Here is a 411-nt window from a genome sequence, read left to right as displayed (position 1 = left end):
GTTGTCGGTACTGTTGTCTTCGTTGCGTCTTTTATCCAGCAGGTTGGCAGCGGCATCATATTGCAGGGTTTCCCAGTAGGCTTGGTTGCGGCAGCTTTCGATGCGGCCGGTGCGGTCATAGTGGTAATCGGTCTGTCCTTGCTGGGTATGTTTTTTACTCACCAGCCGGTCGAGGTTGTCGTACTGGTAGCGGCGGTCGGTGAGGATGTCGGGCAGGATGGTGTTGTGGCCACGCCGGGTCTGTTTGTGTTGCAGGCGGCTGTTGCGGTCGTATCTGAATTCGGTGTTCAGTTGTCCCTGACTACGCAGGACTTCGCGATGTAGGCGGTCGCGTTCGATGTCGGTGATGGTGGTGCCGTCCAGGTTGATTTGGTGCAGATGGCCGGAACCGTAATAGAGGTTGTTGAGGGT

1 pseudogene is annotated in these 411 nt (G+C 56.4%); it reads right to left on the bottom strand.

Annotated elements, in window-relative coordinates:
* Positions 1 to 411 (bottom strand): annotated as a pseudogene (locus tag J3U75_RS04685) (hypothetical protein); the annotation flags it as partial.

Origin of the sequence: Snodgrassella sp. B3088 (genome assembly GCF_026535815.1) — a bacterium.
Classification (GTDB): domain Bacteria; phylum Pseudomonadota; class Gammaproteobacteria; order Burkholderiales; family Neisseriaceae; genus Snodgrassella; species Snodgrassella alvi_E.
This window is presented reverse-complemented; position numbering and strand designations above follow the sequence as displayed.